The sequence below is a fragment of the Mycobacterium sp. NGS26 genome, assembly GCF_059813025.1.
Window position 1 is genome coordinate 426,236 of the sequence record NZ_JCALDU010000002.1, and the last position, 20,682, is coordinate 446,917.

Below are 20,682 nucleotides of genomic sequence, written 5' to 3' on the forward strand. Positions count from 1 at the left end.
CCATCATGGCGGTGCTTGCGGCCGCGGTGCTGAGGGCACCGGCCGCGTCCGCGTCGGCTCAGGCGTTCTGCGGCGAACTCGGGGGGGACTGGGACGGGCGGTATTGCCACACCGCGGTGCAATCCGAAAGGAAGGCGACCCGAGACATCAAGATGGCCGTGCCCGGCGACCTGGTGGACAACCCCACCACCGGCCCGGTGATTCGCGAATACCTGCGCGACCTGATGAACAACTGGCGAACCAAGGGCGCTTCGATGGTCCAGGACAGCTGGGGGGAGGAGAACTACCAGGTGTTTACGCACGGGCGCGCGCTGAGCGTGGCGTTCCACGAGGACTATCACGCCGACGGGCCGAATTTCAGCAACGCGTACCGCACCTTCACATTCGACATGGCCGGCGGCGAGCGGCTGCAACTCGCCGACATCACCAAGGCCGGCACCGACCCGCTGACGGCGATTCCGCCGCTGGCCGAACCATTCGTCAGGCAGGCGCTCGACCGCGCCGCGTGGCAGCACTCGCCCGGCACCTACCCGTTCACCGTCGATCGTTGGACCCCGGACAAGGTGTTCTCGGGCGGCTACAAGGCATGGGCGTTGACCCCCGACGAGCTGATCCTGTACATGCCGGATTATCCGGTCGGCCACGACTCTCCGGTTCAGTACGGTCAGATCGAGCAATGGTCGATGGACGGCGGCACCGTCGAACCGCACATCCCGCTATCCGCGCTCGGCACGGTCCTGCGCCCCGAGTTCGGCGGGACCTAGCGACGGGGCCACCGGGCGTGAGAAATTACCCCCCTACGGAGCGCCCGCACCCGCGTCCGGCTTGCGGGCCACGATCGCGACGGCGGTCAACCGCTCGGAATGCTTGCGGAACGTGCGACGCATCGTCAGCACCCGCTTGCGGGCGTCGCGGTTGGTGAGCACGTTCTTGGCGAAGCGCAGCGCCCCGAGCAGCCCCTCGTCGGCGATCACCCGCCGCGGCTGCAGCAGCGCCATCGGCGCGGTCGCGACGTGGTCGACCTCCAGCCCGTGGTCGGCCAGCAGCCGCGACCATTCCGCGATGGTCAGCGGGCGCGCGTTCACCTTGATCGCCCGGGCGAGCGCCCGCCGGATGTCGGTGCTGACCTCCTCGGAGACGGTGTCCGGCGTGAGCGCCAGCTCGTGGATCGCGTAGCGCCCGCGCGGCCTCAGCACCCGCGCCGCCTCGGCGACGATGGCGTGCTTGGCGGCGTCGCCCTGCATGGTCAGCATCGCCTCGCCGACGACGACGTCGGTGCTGGCGTCGGGCAATCCGGTGTCGGCCGCGTCGGTCACCCGGACGGACCCGTTGGCCGACCCGAGTTCGGACAGCACGCCGCGCACCACGTTGGCCGCGTCGGGATCGCCCTCGGCGCCGACGTACGACCGCGGGCCGCGGGCCAGGATCTCGGCGGCGGTGCGGCCCAGGCCCGGCGCCAGCTCGACCACGTCGGCGTCGGCCAGCTCCGCCCGGGACAGCAGCGTGCGGGTGAGCTCGACGCCGCCGGGGCGAAGCACCCGCTTGCCCAGCCGCGCCAGCAGCCAGTGGCCGGCGACGCTGTCGTCGGCGCGGGTCGATGCCGGCAGGGGCTGCGAGCCGGTGCGCTGTCCGGTCATCAGACCGCCTGCCGCGCAGGGCTTTCCAGGAACTGCAGGACCAACGCTTGACGTCGTTTGTGCACGGTGAGGTATCGCAATCCTTCGGGTCCGGCAGCGAACTGCCGGCGCGAGCGTCGTGGCAACCACAGCGGGGCGCCGGGGGAGAGGTCGATCGTATCCGTTTCGGTGGTCAGCCGTCCGCACTCTCTCGTCGATTTCTTGGTTTTCACAACTTGTCTTGTGTAAACTCTAGCGCATGACATACGTGATCGGGAAGCCGTGCATCGACGTGATGGACCGGGCCTGCGTGGACGAATGCCCGGTGGACTGCATCTACGAGGGCGGCCGCGCGCTGTACATCCATCCCGACGAATGCGTGGATTGCGGCGCGTGCGAGCCGGTATGCCCGGTCGATGCGATTTACTACGAGGACGACCTGCCCGAGGAGCTGAAACCGTACTTGGCCGACAACGAAGCGTTCTTCACCGAGACCCTGCCGGGCCGCGACGAACCGCTGGGATCCCCGGGCGGGGCCGCCAAGATAGGCCCGCTCGGCGTCGACACACCACTGGTCGCCGCGCAGCCGCCCGCCGACGACCCCGAAGGAGCGTGAGACGCCGGTGAGCTCGCAGGCCTTTGCCGGGGAATCGGTCGGCCGCCGCCGCGAGGTGCTGCGCGTGCTGCGGGCGTCCCCGCGCCCGATGAGCATCGTCGCGATCGCCGAGGAGCTGGGCGTGCACCCCAACACCGTCCGCTTCCACCTCGACAGCCTGGTCGGCGACGGTCAGGTGGAGCAGGTCGAGCCGGGGCGCAAGGGCCCGGGCCGCCCGCCGCTGATGTTCCAGGCGGTCCGGCAGATGGACCGCGGCGGGACGCGGCACTACCGATTGCTCGCCGAGATCCTGACCGCGGCGTTCGCCGCCGAGCGCGATCCGCGCGCCAAGGCGCTGGCCGCGGGGCGGGCGTGGGGACGGAAGCTGGAACCCCAGCCCACCGACGCCACCAGCGCCGAGCACGCCATCGACCACCTGGTCGACGTGCTCGACGATCTCGGCTTCGCCCCCGAGCGCCGCACCGCCGGCGGGGAGCAGCAGGTCGGCCTGCGGCACTGCCCGTTCCTGGAGGTCGCCGAAAACCGGACCGACGTCATCTGCCCCGTGCACCTCGGGCTGATGCAGGGAGCCATGGAAACCTGGGGAGCCCCGGTCGCTGTCGAGGCGCTCGACGAGTTCGTCGAACCGGATCTCTGCCTGGCCCACCTGAAGGTCGCCGCGAAGTGAGCACCGGACCGGCGATCGCCGTCGCCGTCACCTTCGTCTGGCTCGGCATGGTGCTGGCCATCTCGTTCCTGGAGGCGCCGCTGAAGTTCCGCGCGCCCAACGTCACGTTGCAGATCGGGCTCGGCATCGGGCGCCTGGTCTTCCGCGCGCTCAACACCGTCGAGGTCTGCTTCGCCCTCGTCCTGCTCGCGATCGTGGTGGCCGGCCCCACCCCCGCGCGCGTCGCGGTGGCGTTCTTCGTCGCCTTCGGGGCGCTGGCGATCCAGCTGGTCGCGGTGCGTCCCCGGCTCACCCGTCGTTCCGACCAGGTGCTGGCCGGATCGGAGGGGCGACGCTCGCGCGGTCACTACGCCTATGTCGGACTGGAGGTGGTCAAGGTGGCCGGCTTGGTGGCGGCGGGGATACTGCTACTGACCGCCTGACCCAGCCCGTTCGACGAACCTCGAAGGACCCGCCATGGAATCCCTCTCGCTGACCAGCCTGGCCGCCGAAAAGTTGTCCGAGGCCAAAAACTCGCACAGCGGCCGAGCCGCCCACACCATTCACGGCGGCCACACCCACGAGCTGCGGCAGACGGTGCTGGCCCTGCTCGCCGGACACGACCTGTCCGAGCACGACAGCCCCGGCGAGTCCACGCTGCAGGTGCTGCAGGGCCACGTGCGCCTGACGGCCGGCGCCGACGCGTGGGACGGCAAAACCGGCGACTACGTCGTGATACCGCCGGAGCGCCACGCCCTGCACGCCGTCGAGGATTCGGTGGTCATGCTGACGGTGCTGAAGAGCCAGCCCGGCGCCGCCCACTGACCATGCTGTCGACGCCGTGGTCGGAAAGCTTCGGCCTGCGGGTGCCGATCGTCAACGCCCCGATGGGCGGGGTCGCCGGCGGGCGGCTGGCCGCCGCGGTGACGGCGGCGGGTGGCCTGGGCATGGTCGGCATGGGCAGCGTCGCGACGCGGGAGTTGCTGCGGGCCCAGCTGGAGCACGTGCGCGGAACGTTCGGGATCGGCCTGGTGGACTGGGTGATGCGCAACGAGGCGGGGCTGTTCGAGGACGCCCTGGCCGCGCGGCCCGCCCTGCTGTCGGTCAGCTTCGGCACCGACTGGTCGTGGGTCGGCAAGGCCCGCGACGCCGGAATCGCCACCGCCACACAGGTTTACGACGACGTCGGGGCCCGCCGGGCCGCTGACGCGGGCGTCGACGTTCTGGTGGCGCGGGGCGCCGAGGGCGGCGGGCACGGCGACGTGAAGCTCGCGACGCTGCCGTTGCTCGACGCGGTGTTGGACGCGGTGTCGGTGCCGGTGCTGGCCGGCGGCGGGATCGCCTCGCCGCGCAGCCTGGCCGCCGTGCTGGCCGCGGGGGCCAGCGGCGCGTGGGTGGGCACCCGGCTGGCGGCGTGCCCGGAGGCGCTGACCGGCGACGGCAGCCGCCGGGCGCTGATCGCGGCGAGCGCCACCGACACCGCGGTCACCCGGGTCTTCGACGTCGCCCGCGGCCTGCCGTGGCCGGCCCGGTTCCCGTCGCGCGTGCTGGACAACGACTTCGTCGCGCGCTGGGCCGGCAAGGAGGAGGTGCTGGACAAGTCGGCCTGCGACGAGCTGGCCGCGGCGACCGCCGCCGACGATCGCCGGATCGCGCCGGTCGACGCCGGTCAGGGCGTGGGGATGATCCGCGACGACGCGTCGGTGGGCGAGGTCATCGAGCAGATGTGCGCGGGCGCCGAGCGTCTGCTCACCGGCTGGGGGCGGCGGGCCTGAGCACGACGCAGCACCGGTCGGGCCCCGGCTGCAACCGGACGTCGGGACCGTGCGGCGCCAGCGCCTCGGCCACGCCGGTGATCAGCGCGTGGTTCATGTGGCAGGCCAGCTCCGTCTGCTCCTGCGCCAGCACGTGGAAGGGGCAATTGGCGAGCTGCACCGCGCCGTCCTCGGCGCGGGGCTCGTAGCCGTACTCGTTCAGCAGCCCGACCGCGCGCGCCAGCGCCGCCGCGGCGTCGGCGGGCGGCCGTTCGGTGGCGGCGATCGTCCGGCCGTAGTCGTGGGCGACCCGGTTGAGCACCTCGGCGACCGGCTCCCCGCTGCCCGCGGACTCCGCGATGGCCTGGGCCATCAGCCGCCCGGCCAGCTCGTACTCCCGTTGCGGCAGGCTGACCGCGATGTCGCGGGGGACCCTGCGGTACACCTTCGAGGTCCGTCCCGCGCCGGGCCCGGACCGGCCGGTCAGGCGCGCGTAGTCGCTCTGCAGCAGCCCCTCGGCGGTCAGCCGGTCCAGATGGAATTTGGCCTGGTGATGCGGTATCCCGAGGGCGTCGGCCGCCTGCTCGCGGCTCACCGGTCCCGGCTGCGCGCACACGAACCGATACAGCCGAAGGCGCACCGGGTCCGCGAGCGCCCCGATGCCCGCGGCGTCACGCTCGAGCTCGTTCACTGCGACCGCCGTTTCTAACAGATAAAACTCTTGACGGTACAGTGTACAGCTTCTAACGTACAAATTACTATCCGTTAGAAATGAAGTTGGAATTGGAGGCAAAACCATGACTACGAAACAGGCCGGTGCGGCCCCCGCCCTCGCGGACCAGTTCAAGAATCCGGCGTACTCGGCGTACTTCGTCCTGCGCGCGGTGTTCACGATCGCGCCGATCGTGATGGGGCTGGACAAGTTCTTCAACCTGCTGACCCATCCGCATCACTGGAGCATGTATCTGGCCTCGTGGATCGACAATCTGGTGCCGGGCACGGCCGATCAGCTCATGTACGCGGTGGGCGTGATCGAGATCGTGGCCGGGGTGATCGTGGCGGTCGCGCCGCGGTTCGGCGCCTGGGTGGTCGCGGCCTGGCTGGCCGGCATCATCGTCGACCTGGTCACCGGGCCCGGCTTCTACGACGTGGCGTTGCGCGACTTCGGGTTGCTGGTCGGCGCCGTCGCGCTGGGCCTGCTGGCACAGGGCGTGCACAGCGGCAGCATCACTCGCCGCTGAGGCGACGGGCTCGGCGGGTCACACCCCGCGCAGGTAGCGCCGGGCGATGACCCGCTGGGCCACCGCCACCAGCGGCCCGGCGGCCCTGCTCCACCAGGTCGCGGGCCGGGAGAACGCCGACACCTCCGCGAACACCGCGGAGGTGCTCGGGTCGTAGCGCACCACGAAGCGTTCCTCGCCGGACTCCGGATGCCCGGGCAGGGTGCCGTAGGCGAAGCCGCGGATGTCCGGCTCGTCGACGACGTACACGACCCGGCACGGCGCGGGCAACAAACCCATTCGCACCACCACCACCGTGTCCACCTCGGCGACCTCCGAGCTGGCCCGCACCCGCAGGCCGGCCCCGCGCTGCATGCCCCAGCGCATGACCGCGTCGGCGGCCCGCTCGAAACGCTGCCGGCCCGTGCCGATCTGGCGCTCGGTGTGCAGGTGCCCGTATCCCGCGGGCGGCGGGCCGGCGGCGGTCGCGCCCACCTCCGAATACGTCAGCGGAAGTCCTTCCAGCGCTTCAAGGTCCACGCCCTCAGCGTACGGTCGTACTCGTGACTAGCCAGACTCCTGCCCAAGCATCCGGAACGTTCACCCTCGGCGGCGACCTGACCGTCAACCGCCTCGGTTTCGGCGCCATGCGCCTGACGGGCGACGGCGTGTGGGGCCCGCCCGCCGACCGCGACGAATGCGTGCGGGTGTTGCGGCGCGCGGTCGAACTCGGCGTGAACTTCATCGACACCGCGGACTCGTACGGGCCCTACATATCCGAGGACATCATCCGCGAGGCGCTGCACCCCTACGACGGCGTGGTGATCGCGACCAAGGCGGGGCTGCTGCGCACCGGCCCGGACATCTGGATCCCGCTGGGCAATCCGAGCTACCTGCGCCAGGAATGCGAGATGAGCCTGCGCCGCCTGGGCGTCGACACCATCGACCTGTTCCAGCTGCACCGCATCGACCGCAACTTCCCGCTGGCCGACCAGGTGGGCGAGCTGCTCGCGCTGAAGAACGAGGGCAAGATCCGCCACATCGGCCTGTCGGAGATCGACGTCGACCAACTCAAGGAAGCCCAGCAGATCACGCAGATCGTGTCGGTGCAGAACATGTACAACCTGACGTCGCGCGGCGCCGAGCCGCTGCTGGATTTCGCGGCCGGCCAGGGCATCGGCTTCATCCCGTGGTTCCCGCTGGCCGCCGGGCCGCTGGCCGCCCCGGACGGCCCGCTGCAACGCATCGCCGGCGAGCACGACGCGACGCCGTCGCAACTGGCGCTGGCCTGGCTGCTGAAACGGTCGCCGGTGATGTTGCCGATCCCGGGCACGTCGAAGGTGGCGCACCTGGAGGAAAACGTCGCCGCCGCCGAGATCACGCTGAGTGACGAGGAGTTCGAGAGCCTGTCGGCGGCCGGGGGTCAGCAGACGGTCTGAGGCCTGGATACGGTGTCCGGGTGACCAGCGAACAGGCCCGGCACCCCGGCGGTGGGTTCAATCCGCCGGAACCGACGACCAAGGGCGGGCCCGACTACGGCCGGTTCATCGACGCCGTGCGCCGGCTGCAGGATCACGCCCGCGCCGTCGACGCGCCCGACGAGGTGATCACCGAGGCCGCGGACCAGCTGGAGAAGGTGTCGGCGCTGCTGAGCCCGTTCGACAGCGACGAATGGCAGTCGCCGTCGGGCCGCCGGATGGACCTGCCGATGCGCGGCAACATCCTGACCATCCCGATGTCGGCGCGTAAGGGCGACGACGGCCGGATCCACGGCTGGGCCCGCTTCGCCCGATTTCACCTGGGCCGCAACGGCGCCGTGCACGGCGGGGCGCTCGGCTTGCTGTTCGACACGGTGCTCGGGCTGACGTCCGTGGTGGCCACCGGCGGCCGCCGTCAGCGCACCGCCTACCTCAAGATCGACTACCGCCACATCGTGCCGATCGAGAAGGAACTACAGATCGACGCCGGAGTGGATCGGGTCCAGGGCCGCAAGATCTTCGTGTCGGGGCGGCTGAGCGACGGCGACACCCTGCTGACCGAAGCCGACGCGCTGTTCGTGCGGCTCAAGCCTGGCCAGCCCTGAGGCGGCCTCCTGAGGCGGCCTGGCCCCGATAGCATGGCTTCGTTATCGGAAGGTCGATCACCTCACCAGACCCTGGAGACCCAACGCGATGAGCGCCCCCGCAAACCCCGCCCCGGCAGCCCCGATCCGGGTGCCCGCCGGGACGACCGCGGCCGCCGCGGTCGCGGACGCGGGGTTGCCGCGGCGCGGCACGCCCGACGCGATCGTGGTGGTGCGCGACGCCGAGGGAAAGCTGCGCGACCTGAGCTGGGTGCCCGACGCGGACGCCGAGGTGATCCCGGTGGCGGCCAACACCGACGAGGGTCGCAGCGTCATCCGGCATTCGACCGCGCACGTGCTGGCCCAGGCCGTGCAAGACATGTTCCCGCAGGCCAAGTTGGGCATCGGGCCGCCCATCACCGACGGCTTCTACTACGACTTCGACGTGGCCGAGCCGTTCACGCCCGAGGACCTGGCGGCGCTGGAGAAGCGGATGCGCCAGATCGTCAAGGAGGGACAGCTCTTCGACCGGCGGGTCTACGCGTCCAAGGAGCAGGCCCGCCAGGAGCTGGCCGACGAGCCCTACAAGCTCGAACTCGTCGACGACAAGTCGGGTGACCCGGACGTCATGGAGGTCGGCGGCGACGAGCTCACCGCCTATGACAACCTCAATCCCCGCACCCGGCAACGGGTTTGGGGCGACCTGTGCCGCGGCCCGCACATCCCCACCACCAAGCACATCCCCGCGTTCAAGCTGACCAGAAGCTCCGCGGCCTACTGGCGCGGCGACCAGCAGAACGCCAGCCTGCAGCGCATCTACGGCACCGCGTGGGAGTCGCAGGAGGCGCTCGACCGTCACCTGGAGCTGATCGAGGAGGCCCAGCGCCGCGATCACCGAAAGCTGGGCGCCGAGCTGGACCTGTTCAGCTTTCCCGACGAAATCGGTTCCGGCCTGGCGGTTTTCCACCCCCGCGGCGGCGTCGTGCGCCGGGAGCTGGAGGAGTACTCGCGGCGCAAGCACATCGAGGCCGGCTACGAGTTCGTCAGCACCCCGCACATCACCAAGGCGCAGCTGTTCCACACGTCGGGCCACCTGGACTGGTACGCCGACGGCATGTTCCCGCCGATGCACCTCGACGCCGAATACAACGACGACGGCAGCGTGCGCAAGCCGGGTCAGGACTACTACCTCAAGCCGATGAACTGCCCGATGCACACGCTGATCTTCGCGTCGCGCGGGCGTTCCTATCGCGAGCTTCCGTTGCGGCTCTTCGAGTTCGGCACGGTGTACCGCTACGAGAAGTCCGGCGTGGTGCACGGCCTGACCCGGGCGCGCGGGTTCACCATGGACGACGCGCACATCTTCTGCACCCGCGAACAGCTGCACGACGAGCTGGCGTCGCTGCTGCGGTTCGTGCTCGAGTTGCTCGGCGACTACGGGCTGGAGGACTTCTACCTGGAGCTGTCCACCCGGGACCCCGACAAATTCGTCGGCTCCGAACAAGTGTGGGAGGAGGCCACCGCCACCCTGGCCGACGTCGCCCGCGAGTCCGGCCTGGACCTGGTGCCCGACCCCGGCGGCGCCGCGTTCTACGGCCCGAAGATCTCGGTGCAGGCCCGCGACGCGCTGGGCCGCAGCTGGCAGATGTCCACCATCCAGGTGGATTTCAACTTCCCCGAGCGCTTCGAGCTGGAGTACACCGCCCCCGACGGGGCCCGCCGGCGCCCGGTGATGATTCACCGCGCGCTGTTCGGGTCGATCGAGCGGTTCTTCGGCATCCTCACCGAGCACTACGCGGGGGCGTTCCCGGCGTGGCTGGCGCCCGTCCAGGTGGTCGGCATCCCGGTCGCCGACGAGCACGTCGCCTACCTGGAAGGCGTTGCCGCCCAACTGAAGTCGCACGGGGTGCGGGTCGAGGTGGACGGCAGCGACGACCGGATGGCCAAGAAGATTGTGCACCACACCGGCCAGCGGGTGCCGTTCATGCTGCTGGCCGGCGACCGCGACGTGGCCGCCGAGGCGGTGAGCTTCCGCTTCGGCGACCGCACGCAGATCAACGGCGTGCCCCGCGACAGCGCGGTCGACGCCATCGTCAAGTGGATAGCCGACCGCGAGAACGCCGCTCCCACAGCCGAACTGGTGAAAGTGGTCGGCAATGAGTGACGAGAAGCGCGCCGAGCGCACCGACAACACCATCCTCGACAGGGGCGTCGGCCAAAGCGACCACCTGCAGCGGCTGTGGACGCCGTACCGGATGACCTACCTGGCCGAGTCGCCGATGAAGCGCGACGACTCCGGCGCCGAGCAGCCGTTCAGCGACATCCCCCGACTGCCCGACGAGGACGGGCTGGTGGTCGCCCGCGGCGAGCTCGTCTACGCCGTGCTGAACCTGTACCCGTACAACCCCGGGCATTTGATGGTGGTGCCGTATCGGCGCGTCTCCGAGCTCGAGGACCTGACCGAGGCGGAGAGCGCGGAGCTGATGGCGTTCACGCAGAAGGCGATTCGCGTCATCAAGAGCGTGTCGCGCCCGCACGGCTTCAACGTCGGGATGAACCTGGGCACCTCGGCGGGCGGGTCGCTGGCCGAGCACCTGCACGTCCACGTCGTCCCGCGATGGGGCGGCGACGCGAACTTCATCACCATCGTCGGTGGCGCCAAGGTGATCCCGCAGCTGCTGCGCGAGACCCGCCAGCTGCTGGCCACGGAGTGGGCCCGGCAAGACTCATGAGGCGCTGATGAGCAAGGTGCACTTCCTGTCCCGCGCGGCATTCACGCGGATCAGCACGCCGGTGGCCAGGGCGTGCCTGCGGATGGGCCTGACGCCGGACGCCGTCACCGTCCTGGGCACCCTCGTCGCGGTCGCCGGCGCGCTCACGCTTTTCCCGATGGGCAAGTTGTTCGCCGGCACGCTGGTGGTCTGGTTCTTCGTCCTGTTCGACATGCTCGACGGCGCGATGGCCCGCGAGCGGGGCGGCGGCACCCGGTTCGGCGCGGTGCTCGACGCGACGTGCGACCGCGTCAGCGACGGCGCGGTGTTCTGCGGGCTGCTGTGGTGGGTCGCGTTCGGCCTGCACGACAAGCTGCTGGCGGTCGCGACGTTGATCTGCCTGGTCACCTCGCAGGTGATCTCCTATCTCAAGGCCCGGGCCGAGGCCAGCGGGCTGCGCGGCGGCGGCGGCCTCATCGAACGGCCGGAACGGCTGATCATCGTGCTGGTCGGCGCCGGCCTGTCGGACCTGCCGGGGTACCCGTTGCCGTGGGCGCTGCCGGTCGCGATGTGGCTGCTGGCCGCGGCCAGCCTCGTCACCTGCGTGCAGCGGCTGCACACGGCGCGGACGTCGCCGGGGGCGATCGACCCCATGCCTGCCGGAACGAGCGAGCCGTGATCCCGGGCCTGAACGCGATCGGGGCGCACGCGACCGACTGGGCGTACGCGGCCGGCTGGATGGCGGTGCGCGCGATGCCGGAATTCGCGGCGCGCACCGCGTTCGACACCGGGGCGCGCTACGCGGCCCGCCACGGCGGGCCCCAGCAGCTGCGCAAGAACCTGGCCCGCGTCATCGGCGTGGCCCCGGCCGACGTGCCCGACGAGCTGATGCGCGCGTCGCTGGCCTCCTACGGCCGCTACTGGCGGGAGGCGTTCCGGCTGCCGTCGATGGACCACGGCGCGCTGGCGCGGCAGCTGGACGAGGCGTTCCGGGGGACCGAGAACCTGGAAAAGGCGCTGGCCGCGGGCCGCGGGGTGGTGCTGGCCCTGCCGCACAGCGGAAACTGGGATATGGCCGGAGTGTGGCTGGCCCAGACGCACGGCACCTTCACCACCGTCGCCGAGAGGCTCGAACCCGAGTCCCTCTACCGGCGTTTCATCGGATACCGCGAAGGCCTCGGCTTCGAGGTGCTGCCGCTGTCGGGCGGCGACCGGCCCCCGTTCGAGGTGCTGTGCGAGCGACTGCGGGACAACCGGGCGGTGTGCCTGATGGCCGAGCGCGACCTCACCCGCAGCGGTGTCGAGGTCGACTTCTTCGGCGAGGCCACCCGGATGCCGGCCGGGCCGGCCAAGCTCGCGATCGCGACCGGCGCCGCCCTGCTGCCGGTGCACTGCTGGTTCGAGGACCGGGGTTGGGGCTTCTCGATCCATCCGCCGCTGGATTGCGGCAGCGGCGACGTGCGCGTCATCACCCAGGCGCTGGCCGACAAGTTCGCCGAGGGCATCGCCGCCCACCCGGCGGACTGGCACATGCTGCAGCCGCAATGGCTGGCCGATCTGTCCGACGCCCGGCGGGCCCGGCTGAGGGACGCCTGATGCGGATCGGGATGGTCTGCCCCTACTCGTTCGACGTGCCGGGCGGGGTGCAGTCGCACGTCTTGCAGCTCGCCAAGGTGATGCGCTCCCGCGGGCACGAGGTCAGCGTGCTGGCGCCGGCCTCGCCGCACGTGTCGCTGCCCGACTACGTCGTCTCCGCCGGCCGGGCCATCCCGATCCCGTACAACGGGTCGGTGGCGCGGCTGCAGTTCAGCCCGGCGGTGCACGGCAGGGTCCGAAAGTGGCTCGCCCAGGGCGAATTCGACGTGCTGCACCTGCACGAGCCGAACGCGCCCAGCCTGTCGATGTGGGCGCTGCGGGTCGCCGAGGGGCCGATCGTGGCGACCTTTCACACCTCGACCACCAAGTCGCTGACGCTGTCGGTCTTTCAGGGCGTGCTGCGGCCCTGGCACGAGAAGATCGTCGGCCGGATCGCGGTGTCCGACCTGGCGCGGCGCTGGCAGATGGAGGCGCTGGGCTCCGACGCGGTGGAGATCCCCAACGGGGTCGACGTCGCCTCGCTCGCCTCGGCGGCGCCGCTGGACGGGTATCCGCGCCCGGGCAAGACGGTGCTGTTCCTGGGCCGCTACGACGAGCCGCGCAAGGGCATGTCGGTGCTGCTCGACGCGCTGCCCAGGGTGGTGGAGCGTTTCGGTGATGTGCAGCTGCTGATCGTCGGGCACGGCGACGAGGACGAATTGCGGGAGCGGGCGGGCGAATTGGCCGGGCACATCCGCCTGCTCGGGCTGGTGGACGACGCCGGCAAGGCCGCGGCCATGCGCAGCGCCGACGTCTACTGCGCGCCCAACACCGGCGGCGAGAGCTTCGGCATCGTGCTGGTGGAGGCGATGGCCGCCGGCACCCCGGTGGTGGCCAGCGACCTCGACGCGTTCCGCCGGGTGCTGCGCGACGGCGAGGTCGGCAGCCTGGTGCCGGTGGGCGAGCCCGGCGCGCTGGCCGACGCGCTGATCGAGGTCCTCGACAACGACGTGCTGCGGCAGCGCTACGTGGCGGCCGCCGCCGACGCGGTCCGCCGCTACGACTGGTCGGTGGTGGCCGGCCAGATCATGCGGGTCTACGAGACGGTCGCCGGGTCGGGGGCCAAGGTCCAGGTGGCCAGTTGATGATCTGGCTGGTCGCCGCCGTCATCGCGCTGGTCGTGGTGCTGGCGGTGTTCGGCGCCTGGGCGTATCAGACGGCCAACCGGCTGGACCGGTTGAACGTCCGCTACGACCTGTCCTGGCAGGCGCTCGACGGCGCGCTGGCGCGGCGCGCGGTGGTGGCGCGCGCCGTCGCGATCGACGCCTACGGCGGCGCGCCGGAGGGCAAGCGGTTGGCCGCCCTGGCCGACGCCGCCGAGCGCGCGCCGCGGCAGGCGCGCGAGAACGCCGAGAACGAGCTGTCGGCCGCGCTGGCGATGGTGGACCCGGCGGCGCTCCCGGCGGGCCTGATCGCCGAGCTGGCCGACGCCGAGGCCCGCCTGCTGCTGGCCCGCCGCTTCCACAACGACGCCGTGCGCGACACCCTCGCGCTGGCCGAGCGGCGCCTGGTGCGTGCCTTCCGGCTGGGCGGAACGGCCGCGCTGCCAAGCTATTTCGAGATCGTCGAACGCTCGCACGGGTTGGCCCACGGCGATCACGGCCCGCTCAACCACCGCACCTCGGCGCGGGTGGTGTTGCTCGACGAGACCGGCGCGGTGCTGCTGCTGTGCGGTTCGGATCCGGCCAACCCCGGATTTGGCGACGGCGTCGCGCCGAGGTGGTGGTTCACCGTGGGCGGCGAGGTGCGCCCCGGCGAGCGGCTGGCCGAGGCCGCCGCGCGGGAGCTGGCCGAGGAAACCGGCCTGCGGGTGGCGGCGTCCGACATGATCGGACCCGTGTGGCGGCGCGACGAGGTGTTCGAGTTCAACGGCACCCTGATCGACAGCGAGGAGTTCTACCTGGTGTGCCGCACGCGGCGGTTCGAGCCGTCGCTGGCCGGCCGCACCGAGCTGGAACGCCGCTACATCCACGGCGCCCGCTGGTGTGACGCCGGCGAGATCGCGCGGCTGACCGCGGCCGGCGAGCAGGTGTACCCGCTGCAACTGGGCGAACTGCTGCCCGCGGCCATCCGGCTCGCCGACGACGCCCACGCCCCCGGCGCGCTCGAGTCGATCCGCTGAACGGGGACGACGAGCGAAACTCGCTTGTCGCGCACCACTAGAGTGGAGGCGCAATGGACGAACAGAGCAAGCCAGTGGAGTCGAACCAGACCGGGACCGCGCGGGTCAAGCGCGGCATGGCGGAGATGCTCAAGGGCGGCGTCATCATGGACGTCGTCACCCCGGAGCAGGCCCGCATCGCCGAGGGCGCCGGCGCCGTCGCGGTGATGGCGCTGGAGCGCGTGCCCGCCGACATCCGCGCCCAGGGCGGGGTGTCGCGGATGAGCGACCCCGACATCATCGAGGCCATCATCTCCGCCGTCACCATCCCCGTGATGGCCAAGGCGCGCATCGGGCATTTCGTCGAGGCGCAGATCCTGCAGAGCCTCGGCGTCGACTACATCGACGAGTCGGAGGTGCTGACGCCCGCCGACTACACCCACCACATCGACAAGTGGAAGTTCACCGTGCCGTTCGTGTGCGGGGCGACCAACCTCGGCGAGGCCCTGCGGCGCATCAACGAGGGCGCGGCCATGATCCGGTCCAAGGGCGAAGCCGGCACCGGCGACGTCTCCAACGCCACCACGCACATGCGGGCCATCGGCGGCGAGATCCGCCGCCTGACGTCGCTGTCCGAGGACGAATTGTACGTTGCCGCAAAGGAATTGCAGGCCCCCTACGAACTCGTCGTCGAGGTGGCCCGGGCGGGCAAGCTGCCGGTGACGCTGTTCACCGCGGGCGGCATCGCCACCCCCGCCGACGCGGCGATGATGATGCAGCTCGGCGCCGAGGGCGTGTTCGTGGGCTCGGGCATCTTCAAGTCCGGCGCGCCCGAGCACCGCGCCGCCGCGATCGTCAAGGCCACCACGTTCTACGACGACCCCGACGTGCTGGCCAAGGTGTCGCGCGGGCTGGGCGAGCCGATGGTCGGCATCAACGTCGAGCACCTCCCGCAGCCGCACCGGCTGGCCGAACGCGGCTGGTAAAAACAGTCCGTGGCGATCGAAGAGATCCTTGATCTCGAGCAACTCGAGGTCAACATCTACCGCGGCAGCGTGTTCAGCCCGGAGTCGGGTTTCCTGCAGCGCACCTTCGGCGGCCACGTCGCCGGCCAGTCGCTGGTGTCGGCGGTGCGCACCGTCGACCCGCGCTACCAGGTGCACTCGCTGCACGGGTATTTCCTGCGGCCCGGGGACGCCATGGAGCGCACGGTGTTCATCGTGGAGCGCACCCGCGACGGCGGCTCGTTCGCGACCAGGCGCGTCAACGCCATCCAGCACGGCGAGATCATCTTCAGCATGGGGGCGTCCTTCCAGACCGACCAGGAGGGCATCCACCACCAGGACCCCATGCCGCCCGCGCCGCCACCCGACGGGCTGCCCGGCCTGAACTCGATCAAGGTGTTCGACGACGCCGGGTTCAAGCAGTTCGAGGAGTGGGACGTCTGCATCGTGCCGCGCGATCGCCTGCAACTGTCGCCGGGCAAGGCCTCCCAGCAGCAGGTGTGGTTTCGCCACCGCGACCCGCTGCCCGACGACCCGGTGCTGCACATCTGCGCGCTGGCCTACATGAGCGACCTGACGCTGCTGGGCTCGGCCCAGGTCACCCACCTCGACGTGCGCGAGCACCTGCAGGTGGCGTCGCTGGACCACGCGATGTGGTTCATGCGGGCGTTCCGGGCCGACGAGTGGCTGCTGTATGACCAGTCGTCGCCGTCGGCCAGCGGCGGTCGCTCGCTGTGCCAGGGCAAGATCTTCACCCAGACCGGCGAGATGGTCGCGGCGGTCATGCAGGAGGGGCTGACCCGCTACAAGCGCGGATACCGGCCCGCCGAACCGTGAGCCCCCCGAAGGTCGGCGTGCTGGCGCTGCAGGGCGACACCCGCGAGCACCTCGCCGCGCTGCGCGAAGCCGGCGCCGACTCGATGCCGGTGCGCCGCCGCGGCGAGCTCGACGCGGTCGACGCGCTGGTCATCCCCGGCGGGGAGTCCACCACCATGAGCCACCTGCTGCTCGACCTCGACCTGCTCGAGCCGCTGCGGGCGCGGCTGGCCGACGGCCTCCCGGCCTACGGCGCGTGCGCCGGCATGATCCTGCTGGCCAGCGAGATCCTGGACGCCGGCGCCGGTGGGCGCCGGGCGCTGCCGCTGCGCGCGATCGATATGACGGTGCGGCGCAACGCCTTTGGGCGGCAGGTCGACTCGTTCGAGGGCGACATCGAGTTCGCGGGCCTCGACGGCCCGGTGCGCGCGGTGTTCATCCGCGCCCCGTGGGTCGAGCGGGCCGGCGACGGGGTGCAGGTGCTGGCCCGGGCCGCGGGGCACATCGTCGCGGTGCGCCAGGGCCCGATGCTGGCGACGGCGTTTCACCCCGAGATGACCGGCGACCGGCGCATCCACCGGTTGTTCGTCGACATCGTCAACGGGGAGGTCTGACGGCCTCCGCCGACTGTGGGGGCTATGGACGAATCCAGGCGGATCACGTGCGTAGGGCCCACACTCGGCGCCCACGTAGACTCGTCTGGCGACTTTCCAGAGATAGAAGAGGTGCAGCACACCCATGAGCGGCCATTCCAAGTGGGCCACCACCAAGCACAAGAAGGCCGTCGTCGACGCCCGCCGCGGCAAGATGTTCGCCCGGTTGATCAAGAACATCGAGGTCGCCGCCCGCGTCGGCGGCGGCGACCCGGCGGGCAACCCCACGCTGTACGACGCCATCCAGAAGGCGAAGAAGAGCTCGGTGCCCAACGACAACATCGAGAAGGCCCGCAAGCGCGGCGCCGGCGAGGAAGCCGGCGGCGCGGACTGGCAGACCATCACCTACGAGGGGTATGCGCCCAACGGCGTGGCGGTGCTTGTCGAGTGCCTGACCGACAACCGCAACCGCGCGGCCAGCGAGGTGCGGGTGGCGATGACGCGCAACGGCGGAACCATGGCCGACCCGGGATCGGTGGCCTACCTTTTCACCCGCAAGGGCGTGGTCACCCTCGAGAAGGACGGCCTGACCGAAGACGACCTGCTGGCCGCGGTGCTCGACGCCGGCGCGGAGGACGTCAACGACCTGGGCGACAGCTTCGAGATCATCACCGAGCCCACGGACCTGGTCGCCGTGCGAACCGCCTTGCAGGAGGCCGGGATTGACTACGACTCCGCCGAGGCGGGGTTTTTGCCGTCGGTGACCGTTCCCCTCGACGCCGACGGCGCGCAGAAGGTCATGCGGCTCGTCGACGCCCTCGAGGACAGCGACGACGTGCAGGACGTCTACACCAACGCCGACATCCCCGACGAGATCCTGGCCCAGATCGAAGAGTGAGCGGCCCAGCCGGTTAGCGCCGTTAGTCGTAGCCGTGCCGCATGTCGTCGACGATGCGCGGGTTCTCCAGCGTCGACGGCTCGAGCGGGCGGGGCCCGACGTCCTCGGCGAACACCGTCGCGGCCTCCAGCACCCGCGGGTTGAGGAACCGAAGCGGGGGAGCGTCGGACGGCATGGCGGGTCGCGGCGGGATGTCGCCGCGGCGGGCCAGCGCGAAGCCCCAGTCGCCGAACGTCGGCACGTGCACGTGGTACGGCGTGACCGCGTAGCCGGCGGATCGGATCGTGGAGATGGTGCGCCAGAACGCCGTCCGCGTCGAGAACGGGCTGCCGGCCTGCACCACCACCAGGCCGTCGGGGGCAAGCGCATGCGCGGCGAGCGTGTAGAACTCGCTGGAATACAGCCGGCCCAGCACGGGCGTGTCCGGGTCGGGCAGGTCGACGATGATCGCGTCGAAGCCCCGCGGCGGGCGCAGCCCGGGGTGCGGCGCCCGCAGCCAGCGCATCGCGTCGTCGATCACGATGGTCACCCGCGGGTTGTCCAGCGCCCCGCGGTTGGCGTCGCGCAGCGTGGTGCGCGCCAACTCGATCACCGCGGGGTCGAGCTCGACCTGCACGATCTGGCCGATGCCGGGCTGGCGCAGCAGCTCGCGCGCCGCCAGGCCGTCGCCGCCGCCCAGCACCAGCACCGAGCGCGCGCCCCCGCCCAGCGCGGGGTAGACGAGGCTCTCGGTGTAGCGGTATTCGTCCCGGGTGGAGAACTGCAGGCCCCCGTCCAGGTACAGCCGGGTGTCGTCGCCGCGGCGGGTGATCACGATCTCCTGGTAGGCGGTGTGCCGGTAGGCGATGATCGGGTCGGCGTAGAGCCGTTGCCGGCTGGTGGTCTCGATGTCGTGGGACCGCACCAGCAGGGTGACCAGCACGGCGAGCGCGGCGGCGAGCGCGCACAGCGCCGTCGCCAGCTGCTTCGCGGAAACGACGCGCCGCAGCAGGAACATTGCCACGACCCCGGCCGCGACCAGGTTGATGATGCCGGTGGCCGCCGCCCCACGGATCATCCCCAGGTGCGGCAGCAGGATGAACGGCCACACCAGTCCGCCCACCAGCGCGCCCAGGTAGTCGGCCGCGTTGAGGTTGGCCAGCGTCCGGCCGGTGTCGGTGGCCGGGTCTTCGGCCGGGTCATTGAAGGCGGTCCGCCGCTGCTGCAGCAGCGTCATCAGCAGCGGCACCTCGGCGCCGACCAGGCCGCCGATCAGGGCGGTGCCGACCGCCAGCACCCACGTCGACTCGTCCGAGCCGTCCAGGAAGGCGAACACCGCGTAGAGCGCCGCCGCGGACAGGCCGCCGACGATGCCCAGCAGCGCCTCCACGGCGATGAAGGTGATGGCCGCGCGCGCCAGCAGCGGCTTGATCGCCAGGGCGCCCGCGCCCAGCGCGGCGATGTACCCCGCGACGATCAGCGAGGTGGCGACGATGCCGCCGCCGTTCAGGCTCGCCGACAGCGTCAGCAGCGCGAGTTCGTACACGATGCCGCACGCCGCGCACGCCGCGACGGCGGCCAGCAGCACCGAGCGCCACCGCCCCGGGGACGTCATGACACCGCGGCGGCGGTCACCCCTCCCACCGCCAGCAATATCAGGGCCACCGCGAACGCCCCCGGGTGCAGCGTGGGCTCGTCGACGTGCTCGTGGAAGTTGCCGGGGATCAGCAGGTGCATGGTCAGCAGCGCGATCCCCAGCAGGATCACGCCCATCAACCCGTACACGGCCACGCCGATCAGCCCCTGGCCCAGCTGGCTGTAGCTGTTGACGATCGCGGTGATGATGACGACGGTCAGCGCGATGTACATCGCGCCCGCGACGACGACGGCGTTGGGCCGCCGATCAACGAACACCAGTTGGCGCAGCCTGCCCGGGGTCAGCCAGTCGACCATGTAGAAGCCGACGATCAGCACGGCCATCCCGACGGCGAAGTACAGGATCGTCGCGACCGCGCCCTTCAGGACGGGATTGAGGTCGATCGTTCCGATCTCGACGGCGAGGTACATGGTTGTCTCCTTTGCTGTACTTCACTTGGTTCCGCCGGGGCCGCCGGGGGTGCCTCCGGTCCCGTGCGACGGGGACCCGGGGGTGAAACCGGGACCGAGGAAGATGAACGCGCCGTGGCTGTATCCGGCGCCCAGGCCCTCGACGCGGATGCTGCACGGGTAGTTGCCGTCGGGACCCACGATCACGATGCTGTCGCTGTAGCGCAGGTACTCGCTGTTGCCGCTGTCGGCGCGCGCCTCGGGCGCCTTGTAGTCGGCGAGCGTGTCGGCCACCTCCTCGGGCGATCCGCTGCACTGGTAGCGGGTGCCGTTGGCGTCCCGGGCGTACTCGTGATAGTGGCCGGCGATGTAGGACCCGATGTTCTTGTTCAGCAACACGATTCCGAACACCAGCGACGCCACGGCCGCGGCGGCCAGCCCGCCGGCGATCCAGAACAGCGCTTTGCGGCTCACGGGCGCCACCGGCTCGCCGTGTGCACCACCACGCCGCCGGAGCCCGACGGGCGGCGCGGGTACAGGTGCCAGGTCTGCCAGCGCCAGCCGGCGCCGTCGGGCTCGGCGGCCAGCGCGGTCAGCGCGGCGTCATCGCCGGGGAACGTGCCGCCGAGCCACCCGGGTTCGGTGAGGCAGCGGTGCCGAAGCTCGCGCGCGAGCTCGCGAAACGTCGCCTCGTCGCGGGTGTCGGTGCGCGACTCGATGCGGTAGCCGGGCGCGTCGGCGCGCTCGGGCAGGTTGCCGCCGTGCCTGCGCGCGGTGCAGGAGACCTGCTCGGAGAAGCTTCCGCCCGTGTGCTCGACGGTGACGACATGCGACGCGCCGAGGACCCCGAGCACCAGCGCGCCGCCGCCGGGATGCTCGAGCGGGTGGCTGGCCAGGGGCCGCGGCGCCGGGGCGTTGAGCGCCAGCCCGAGCCTCTTCCCGGAGACGTCCGCCGGCGTCACGGCGAGCTGATGGAGCGGCACCG

26 protein-coding genes are annotated in these 20,682 nt (G+C 71.2%); 19 read left to right on the top strand and 7 right to left on the bottom strand.

The features are described 5' to 3' along the window. The first annotated feature begins 5 nt into the window (after nt 1–5). Entirely contained in the window at nt 6–764 is a 759-nt protein-coding gene (locus AC5Y6X_RS08245; protein WP_499985765.1) for a mannan-binding protein, read from the top strand. A gap of 33 nt (nt 765–797) precedes the next feature. Here the strand turns inward: AC5Y6X_RS08245 and AC5Y6X_RS08250 are convergent, their stop codons facing one another. After that, entirely contained in the window at nt 798–1,637 is an 840-nt protein-coding gene (locus AC5Y6X_RS08250; RefSeq protein ID WP_499985767.1) for a class I SAM-dependent methyltransferase, read from the bottom strand. 238 nt (nt 1,638–1,875) lie between these two features. On the opposite strand from AC5Y6X_RS08250, the gene fdxA reads away from it, so the two are divergent. The 5 genes from fdxA to AC5Y6X_RS08275 are packed head-to-tail and all read left to right on the top strand — an operon-like array spanning nt 1,876 to nt 4,653. Then, nucleotides 1,876–2,232, top strand: coding sequence for a ferredoxin (gene fdxA, locus AC5Y6X_RS08255; protein WP_324680298.1), 357 nt, complete (start codon nt 1,876–1,878; stop codon nt 2,230–2,232). A gap of 7 nt (nt 2,233–2,239) precedes the next feature. Continuing rightward, complete coding sequence (locus AC5Y6X_RS08260; RefSeq protein ID WP_499985769.1) at nt 2,240–2,899, top strand: helix-turn-helix transcriptional regulator; 660 nt, start codon at nt 2,240–2,242, stop codon at nt 2,897–2,899. Next, nucleotides 2,896–3,321, top strand: coding sequence for a hypothetical protein (locus AC5Y6X_RS08265; protein WP_324680294.1), 426 nt, complete (start codon nt 2,896–2,898; stop codon nt 3,319–3,321). Before AC5Y6X_RS08260 ends, AC5Y6X_RS08265 begins: the two co-directional genes overlap by 4 nt. A 34-nt stretch (nt 3,322–3,355) precedes the next feature. Continuing rightward, the gene (locus AC5Y6X_RS08270; RefSeq protein ID WP_324680292.1) at nt 3,356–3,703 is read left to right on the top strand and encodes a cupin domain-containing protein; all 348 of its coding nucleotides are present in this window, start codon (nt 3,356–3,358) and stop codon (nt 3,701–3,703) included. Between the two features lie 2 nt (nt 3,704–3,705). After that, nucleotides 3,706–4,653, top strand: coding sequence for an NAD(P)H-dependent flavin oxidoreductase (locus AC5Y6X_RS08275; protein WP_499985771.1), 948 nt, complete (start codon nt 3,706–3,708; stop codon nt 4,651–4,653). Here the strand turns inward: AC5Y6X_RS08275 and AC5Y6X_RS08280 are convergent. Further along, entirely contained in the window at nt 4,628–5,323 is a 696-nt protein-coding gene (locus AC5Y6X_RS08280; RefSeq protein ID WP_499985773.1) for a helix-turn-helix transcriptional regulator, read from the bottom strand. The genes AC5Y6X_RS08275 and AC5Y6X_RS08280 overlap by 26 nt on opposite strands. Before the next feature lie 106 nt (nt 5,324–5,429). Between AC5Y6X_RS08280 and AC5Y6X_RS08285 the strand changes: the two genes are divergently transcribed. Next, complete coding sequence (locus AC5Y6X_RS08285) at nt 5,430–5,873, top strand: Rv2617c family stress response/phage resistance protein (protein ID WP_324680286.1); 444 nt, start codon at nt 5,430–5,432, stop codon at nt 5,871–5,873. An 18-nt stretch (nt 5,874–5,891) separates the two neighbouring features. Here the strand turns inward: AC5Y6X_RS08285 and AC5Y6X_RS08290 are convergent, their stop codons facing one another. Next, on the bottom strand, nt 5,892–6,392 hold the full coding sequence (locus AC5Y6X_RS08290; protein ID WP_499985775.1) for a DUF1990 domain-containing protein: 501 nt from the start codon (nt 6,390–6,392) through the stop codon (nt 5,892–5,894). A gap of 23 nt (nt 6,393–6,415) precedes the next feature. Here AC5Y6X_RS08290 and AC5Y6X_RS08295 point away from each other — a divergent pair, with 23 nt between their 5' ends. The 12 genes from AC5Y6X_RS08295 to AC5Y6X_RS08350 all read left to right on the top strand — a co-directional run bounded on the left by AC5Y6X_RS08295 (nt 6,416) and on the right by AC5Y6X_RS08350 (nt 17,672). Beyond that, nucleotides 6,416–7,291: an aldo/keto reductase gene (locus AC5Y6X_RS08295; protein WP_499985777.1), complete on the top strand. Its 876-nt coding sequence runs from the start codon at nt 6,416–6,418 to the stop codon at nt 7,289–7,291. A 20-nt stretch (nt 7,292–7,311) separates the two neighbouring features. Beyond that, nucleotides 7,312–7,935, top strand: a complete 624-nt coding sequence (locus tag AC5Y6X_RS08300; RefSeq protein WP_499985778.1) for a PaaI family thioesterase — start codon at nt 7,312–7,314, stop codon at nt 7,933–7,935. Between the two features lie 88 nt (nt 7,936–8,023). Next, nucleotides 8,024–10,078 carry a threonine--tRNA ligase gene (thrS, locus tag AC5Y6X_RS08305; protein ID WP_499985780.1) on the top strand — a complete coding sequence of 685 codons (2,055 nt, stop codon included), beginning with the start codon at nt 8,024–8,026 and terminating at the stop codon, nt 10,076–10,078. Then, nucleotides 10,071–10,646 carry an ATP adenylyltransferase gene (locus AC5Y6X_RS08310; RefSeq protein ID WP_499985781.1) on the top strand — a complete coding sequence of 192 codons (576 nt, stop codon included), beginning with the start codon at nt 10,071–10,073 and terminating at the stop codon, nt 10,644–10,646. Before thrS ends, AC5Y6X_RS08310 begins: the two co-directional genes overlap by 8 nt. 7 nt (nt 10,647–10,653) lie before the next feature. Continuing rightward, entirely contained in the window at nt 10,654–11,304 is a 651-nt protein-coding gene (gene pgsA, locus AC5Y6X_RS08315) for a phosphatidylinositol phosphate synthase (protein ID WP_499985782.1), read from the top strand. Further along, the gene (locus tag AC5Y6X_RS08320) at nt 11,301–12,221 is read left to right on the top strand and encodes a phosphatidylinositol mannoside acyltransferase (protein WP_499985784.1); all 921 of its coding nucleotides are present in this window, start codon (nt 11,301–11,303) and stop codon (nt 12,219–12,221) included. The genes pgsA and AC5Y6X_RS08320 overlap by 4 nt, the downstream gene beginning before the upstream one ends. After that, nucleotides 12,221–13,345 carry a glycosyltransferase family 4 protein gene (locus tag AC5Y6X_RS08325; protein ID WP_499985785.1) on the top strand — a complete coding sequence of 375 codons (1,125 nt, stop codon included), beginning with the start codon at nt 12,221–12,223 and terminating at the stop codon, nt 13,343–13,345. Before AC5Y6X_RS08320 ends, AC5Y6X_RS08325 begins: the two co-directional genes overlap by 1 nt. After that, nucleotides 13,345–14,382, top strand: coding sequence for an NUDIX hydrolase (locus AC5Y6X_RS08330; protein ID WP_499985786.1), 1,038 nt, complete (start codon nt 13,345–13,347; stop codon nt 14,380–14,382). Before AC5Y6X_RS08325 ends, AC5Y6X_RS08330 begins: the two co-directional genes overlap by 1 nt. 53 nt (nt 14,383–14,435) lie before the next feature. Further along, a complete protein-coding gene (gene pdxS, locus AC5Y6X_RS08335; protein WP_499985788.1) occupies nt 14,436–15,347 on the top strand; it encodes a pyridoxal 5'-phosphate synthase lyase subunit PdxS in 912 nt (303 codons plus the stop codon). 9 nt (nt 15,348–15,356) lie between these two features. Continuing rightward, nucleotides 15,357–16,202, top strand: coding sequence for an acyl-CoA thioesterase II (tesB, locus tag AC5Y6X_RS08340; RefSeq protein ID WP_499985789.1), 846 nt, complete (start codon nt 15,357–15,359; stop codon nt 16,200–16,202). Next, nucleotides 16,199–16,795, top strand: a complete 597-nt coding sequence (pdxT, locus tag AC5Y6X_RS08345) for a pyridoxal 5'-phosphate synthase glutaminase subunit PdxT (protein ID WP_499985790.1) — start codon at nt 16,199–16,201, stop codon at nt 16,793–16,795. The genes tesB and pdxT overlap by 4 nt, the downstream gene beginning before the upstream one ends. Before the next feature lie 124 nt (nt 16,796–16,919). Beyond that, complete coding sequence (locus AC5Y6X_RS08350; protein WP_324680262.1) at nt 16,920–17,672, top strand: YebC/PmpR family DNA-binding transcriptional regulator; 753 nt, start codon at nt 16,920–16,922, stop codon at nt 17,670–17,672. 22 nt (nt 17,673–17,694) lie between these two features. Here the strand turns inward: AC5Y6X_RS08350 and AC5Y6X_RS08355 are convergent, their stop codons facing one another. Genes AC5Y6X_RS08355 through AC5Y6X_RS08370 form a run of 4 tightly spaced genes read right to left on the bottom strand, consistent with a single transcriptional unit; the run spans nt 17,695 to nt 20,680 of the window. Beyond that, nucleotides 17,695–19,266 carry a polyamine aminopropyltransferase gene (locus AC5Y6X_RS08355; protein ID WP_499985792.1) on the bottom strand — a complete coding sequence of 524 codons (1,572 nt, stop codon included), beginning with the start codon at nt 19,264–19,266 and terminating at the stop codon, nt 17,695–17,697. Beyond that, nucleotides 19,263–19,718 carry a DUF350 domain-containing protein gene (locus AC5Y6X_RS08360; RefSeq protein ID WP_324680258.1) on the bottom strand — a complete coding sequence of 152 codons (456 nt, stop codon included), beginning with the start codon at nt 19,716–19,718 and terminating at the stop codon, nt 19,263–19,265. The genes AC5Y6X_RS08355 and AC5Y6X_RS08360 overlap by 4 nt, the downstream gene beginning before the upstream one ends. Nucleotides 19,719–19,739: 21 nt before the next feature. Next, the gene (locus tag AC5Y6X_RS08365; protein WP_324680256.1) at nt 19,740–20,171 is read right to left on the bottom strand and encodes a DUF4247 domain-containing protein; all 432 of its coding nucleotides are present in this window, start codon (nt 20,169–20,171) and stop codon (nt 19,740–19,742) included. Then, the gene (locus tag AC5Y6X_RS08370) at nt 20,168–20,680 is read right to left on the bottom strand and encodes a DUF2617 family protein (protein WP_499985793.1); all 513 of its coding nucleotides are present in this window, start codon (nt 20,678–20,680) and stop codon (nt 20,168–20,170) included. Before AC5Y6X_RS08370 ends, AC5Y6X_RS08365 begins: the two co-directional genes overlap by 4 nt. Between the last annotated feature and the right edge of the window lie 2 nt (nt 20,681–20,682).